The 4886-nt window shown below is 60.1% G+C and carries 2 protein-coding genes and 1 pseudogene; 1 reads left to right on the top strand and 2 read right to left on the bottom strand.

Annotated features, from left to right (window positions below):
- The first annotated feature begins 533 nt into the window (after positions 1-533).
- Complete coding sequence (locus ACFWW8_RS38080; protein WP_386537405.1) at positions 534-3182, top strand: LuxR C-terminal-related transcriptional regulator; 2649 nt, start codon at positions 534-536, stop codon at positions 3180-3182.
- A gap of 353 nt (positions 3183-3535) precedes the next feature.
- Here ACFWW8_RS38080 and ACFWW8_RS38075 read toward each other — a convergent pair whose 3' ends face one another.
- Together ACFWW8_RS38075 and ACFWW8_RS38070 are read right to left on the bottom strand one after the other, a co-directional pair.
- Complete coding sequence (locus ACFWW8_RS38075) at positions 3536-4288, bottom strand: DDE-type integrase/transposase/recombinase (RefSeq protein ID WP_386537403.1); 753 nt, start codon at positions 4286-4288, stop codon at positions 3536-3538.
- Between the two features lie 130 nt (positions 4289-4418).
- Positions 4419-4886: pseudogene (locus ACFWW8_RS38070) on the bottom strand (transposase); the annotation flags it as partial.

Genomic DNA, 4886 nt, shown 5'->3' with positions numbered 1-4886 from the left:
CACACCGGTTACGCCCGACCAGGGCATCTCACCAAGATCCTGTTACGAGCTCTTAGGTTGCCGGGGCCGTCCCCGCGTCGTTGCGGTATGGACGAGACCCTGGACCTGTTCGACGTGCTCCTCGACTCCGTGACCGAGCCCCGGCTGAAGCTGATCAGTGCCGACTAAGCAGGCGCCTTGGTGATGCTCCGCAGGATCCTCGACAACCACAGCCAGCACGAGGAGGTACGCCGGGCGGCGGGTTCCGGCACGGCTCCAGCTGCCCCCGCCTCCGCCGTCGCCCGAGATCGGGACACGTCCAGCGCAGGGCGGAAGATGCATGTTCTCACCGCCAACGTCGGCACCCTTCGCCCGAAGTGTTGCTGTATCTAGTATTTTCAACCACCGGCAGCAAGTACGGCTGGAGTTCCTCACTAGGGCCGATAGATCGCCCCATTTCACAGACTTGGCGGAGGAGGTATCGTGCGTATACACGCGTACGCCGCTGGACAATGCTACGCCGATGTCTATGTTCGCAGACCAGGGGCAGGACGATGAGCCGTTCTCAGGAAGATTTCATCTGGAACCTGGCTGAACGCGAACAGCAGATCGACTTCTTCCAGACTGTCCGTGCAGCTGATATCACACCCGGCCTCATCATTCAAGGGCCAGCCGGAGTAGGCAAGACGCGCCTAGCCGAGGAGATCTACAAGATCGTTACGCACGGTGGAGATCCCGGCGTTCAGCTAATCGCCACAGGTGGTGCGAAGTCGATGCCCTTGGGAGCAATCAGTCCGCTGCTGCCGCCGGGTGTCGATCTGTCTGACGCCGTGGAGGATGTGGCTCGCACGATTGCCGCACTGCGGCAAAGAAAGACCGGCAAGTGGTTCGTTTTCCTTGACGACCTGCAAAATCTTGACATGGCTTCTTGTCTCATCCTGTCAAATCTGATGAGCGCACGAGCCGTATTTCTAGTTGCCACAATTCGCGGCGGAGTACAGCTCGACGACGGGGTTAAGTCGATTGTTGACTTTCCCGACATGGCACGCATTGACCTGGTGGAGTTCTCCAAAGAGCAGACTGAACGCGTTCTCCACAGTGCACTCGGCGGCCTCGTTGCGGAAGGAACCCTGCGGGTTCTGCATGAAAAATCTGGTGGAAACATCCTCTATCTGCGCGAAATCATCTCCGGTGCTCTAAAGGCAGGATTCCTGCACCTCGTGGATGGTTTATGGGTGATGCAAGATCCACACCGGCTTGCGAGCACGGATCGACTGACCCACCTCATCGAGCGGCGACTTGAAGGCATCAGCCCGCGCGAGCGCGAAATACTCGAAATACTTGCCCTGTGCGAACCCATGCCATTGGCATATGTACGCGCAAAAGCATCCGATAAGGTACTCCAGAAGCTCGAATCCGATGGTCTGATCCGAGCTATTTCCAATGGCCGTAGAATTCAGTGCACTCTCGGGCATCCATTGTATGGAGAAATTCTGCGACTTGACATAAAAGAAAGCTGCAGGATGGAAATATTCGCCGAGAGCATTCGGTATATTGAGTCATTCGGTTCGCAGCGAAGCGAGGATGCTCTCAGGGCCGCAGCCTGGAGTATGTCGGCTACTGGAACAGCGAAGGGAGAAACTCTCATCCGAGCCGCGATGATCGCTCGGCGAGCCCATGACTATAGGCAGGTGGTAGCACTATTGTCCGCCGTGACCGAGGAAGAAACAACGCACGAGTCCCGTCTTCTGCACGGCGAGTCCCTCCTCGAAATGGGGCAGTGGAAACTAGCGGAGCACAAGTTCTTTGACGCATACTCGAAAGCGTCAACGGATAAAGAGCGCATAGCAGCGGTTCTAGCGGGAACTATGGCTCTGGGGTTGGGCATCGCCGATGCGGAGAAAGCGTTACAGTTGAACAGAGAAGCGAGGGATGCGATCAATTCTCCGACCCTGAAAAGAACCCTAGACGCCAATGAGGGAATCCTTCTCGTTATGGGCGGGAGATTAGGGCAAGAGATTGACGTGATGAATCCCCCAGAAGAAACCGAAGATGATCCGATGCGGTTCAATGTAAAGATAGTCGGCAGCGTCATGCATAGCGTTGCACTGACCTTGGGAGGAAAGGCAGAAGCTGCAGCAAGGCTGTCACGCGAGTGCTATGCCATTCATTCCAAAATGAACTACTTGACTGCGGCCCCTCATCCGGCTTCTCACCTGAATGCAATGACTTTCGCACTCATGGAGCTCGGTCGCATAGACAAGGCGCGATCCTTTGGGCTGCGCTCGTTCGATACACTTCTCAAAACGGAAGCGTCGCGGAACAGGGTGTGGCCGTGCTTGCTTCTTGGTAGAGTCGAATGGCTTGCCGGCCACCCGATCTCGGCCGGGAAATGGTACAGCGAAGGAGCGGTTCTTGCGCGTAAAAATTGCCACCTGAGACACTTGAGGGTTGCGCTTGCGGGTCAAGCGGCAGTGGCGGCCCAGCTTGGAGACCTGAAAAACGCCCAATCTTTATGGAGCGAGGCCGAGCAGTATCCCGTACTGGAGGTGTTGGCAGGTGAGGATATTCTTGGGCCTGTTTGGATCAGTGTTGCTCGGGGAAACCTAGACACTGCGACGGATCTCCTGAAAAACGCCGCGCGTACCGCGCGAAAAAGAGGAGCGGTTGCCACAGAATCCATGCTCCTGTCCGAAATTAGCAGGATAGGGGGTGCGGCGCATATATGCCCGAGGCTCTCTCTCATCGCTCGCGGATGCGACGGTCTCTTGACCCTCAAACGAGCTGAATTTTGTCGGGCTTTGATGAGTAGTGACACTAGGGCCCTGATGCGCCTTGGCAGAGATTTCAATGCGATGGGAGCAGATTTGATGGCCTCCGAGTGCTACACCCAGGCGGCTCTTGCCCTCGACGCTAAGGGCCACATGCGTGAAGCCACTCGTTCTCTTATGGCCGCCGAAGATTCAAGAGCAAAATGTGAGGGTGCGCAAACACCTTTGCTGAATTATGCACGTCGGGCACGTCAGCTGAGTGCACGGGAAACGGAGATAGCAGGCCTGGTCGCGTCTGGTCTCAAGTCCAAAGAAGTCGCCGCCAGGCTTTACCTGTCACCCCGTACCGTTACAAACCACTTGCAACTTATATATTCAAAGCTCGGCATCCAGTCACGCGCCCAGTTGCGTGAATTCATGTTAGGGGGCTGAACCCCGTTGAAGTAACCCCATGATCTCGGATGATCGATGTCGACACAGCGAAAGCCTGTTATGCCGCTGCTTAATTTCGGGTGCCGGCGCCGGAGTTGTTGCGGGTCGCGGTCCTCGACACCGATGCCGGGCATCGATATCAGGTTCGCTTCCGCAGCTTCGGTTCTCTGTTGGGCAGTGGCTCGTCAAACACCTTCTTCCCCGTCTGGTTCACGGCGGTGGCGTGGTGATCGCCGTTGCCGACGTCCAGGCCCAGACAGACGTCGATGACAGTTTCGTCCGTAATGCCATTCGCTCCCGCACTCGCCTCTCCCCCGGACTCACCCGCGGCGTCAGCGTGGCAGGCACCTCCGTTATGAAATGACTGACCAAGGGGACGCCTCCCGAAGATCAGCGGGGCTGGGCAGCGGCAGTGGCCGGGGAATCGAACCCAGCCACCGTTCGATCGGGGGCTGCCCCGTCTCCGAGTGCACCGTGCGGTGATAGACCGTTTCCACCCACGCGGTGAAAAGCCTGTTCAGCTCAGCGAGATGCTCAATCTGACCGACACGTTCCTCATCGAGCTCGACCAGGAACTGATCTCGGACAGTGCGGAAGAACCGTTCGATCTTCCCGCGACCCTGCGGCCGTCCGGGCTTGGAGTGCGTGAGGCGGACGGCCAGGGACGCGCAGGCCCGCAGCAGCCATGTGTCCACGAACGCCGACCCGTTGTCGACGTAGATCGAATCGGGGACCCCGCGGGCAGACAGCGCCGGCCGCAGGGCGGCGGCCAGGCGGACGGTGTCCTCGGCGAACCCGAACCGGTGGCCCACGATCGCCTGGCTGTGGTCGTCGATGAACGCGAACAAGTACGTCTTGCGGCCGCCGATCTTCGGTCCGTGGAGGGCGTCCCCGGTCCACCGCTCGTTGCCGCGGGTGGCCTCGAACCGGCCGAACACGCTCTTCTCGCCGCTCGCGCCGGTCAGGCCGGCATCGGCGAAGTGCCGCTGCAGCGTCCGGTCGGTCGGCGACCAGCCCTGCGTGGTCCGCAGGATCCGCTGAATCTGCGCGGCCGTGCGGGCGGGATTCTCCTTCTTCAGCGCGGCCGCCAGGTCCAGCACCTCCACCGGGGTCCGTGGGGTGACCTGCCGCTGGGCCGGCACCGACGCGGGAAACCCGCCCGCGCGGTAGTGGCGGACCCACCGGTCCAGGGTGCCGCGGGCGACCTTGGGCCTTGACCCCGGATTTTGAACACGTCTATGCGGCTTGGGTCAGGGTAGTTGTTGCTGGTTGGAGGGCGTTCTCGTAGGCGATCGGGGATCGCTGGCCGAGGCGGGAGTGCCGGCGGCGGGTGTTGTATCGGGTCAGCCAGCGGAAGGCGTCGAGCCTGGCTTCACGCTCGCTCGGCCAGGCTTTGCGACCTTTGAGCGTCTCCCGTTTGAAGGTGGCGTTGAAGCTTTCCGCTGCGGCGTTGTCGGCGCTGGAGCCGACCGCGCCCATGCTCTGCCGGACCCCGGCTGACCTGCAGATTTCCGTGAAGGCCCTGCTCGTGTATTGGGATCCGTGGTCGGTGTGCATGATCGCTCCGGTCAAGTTTCCTCGAGTCCGCTCGGCGGCCGTGAGGGCGTCGATGACGAGTTCGGTTCGCATGTGATCGGCGATCGGCCAGCCGGCGTGAGGCGAGGTCGATGACGGTCGCGAGGTAGAGCGGCTTCGCGCCGCTGA

This window comes from Streptomyces sp. NPDC058701 (genome assembly GCF_042715295.1).
Classification (GTDB): Bacteria; Actinomycetota; Actinomycetes; order Streptomycetales; family Streptomycetaceae; genus Streptomyces.
Note: the sequence above shows the minus strand (reverse complement) of the source record. Positions and strands in the feature narration are given on the sequence as shown.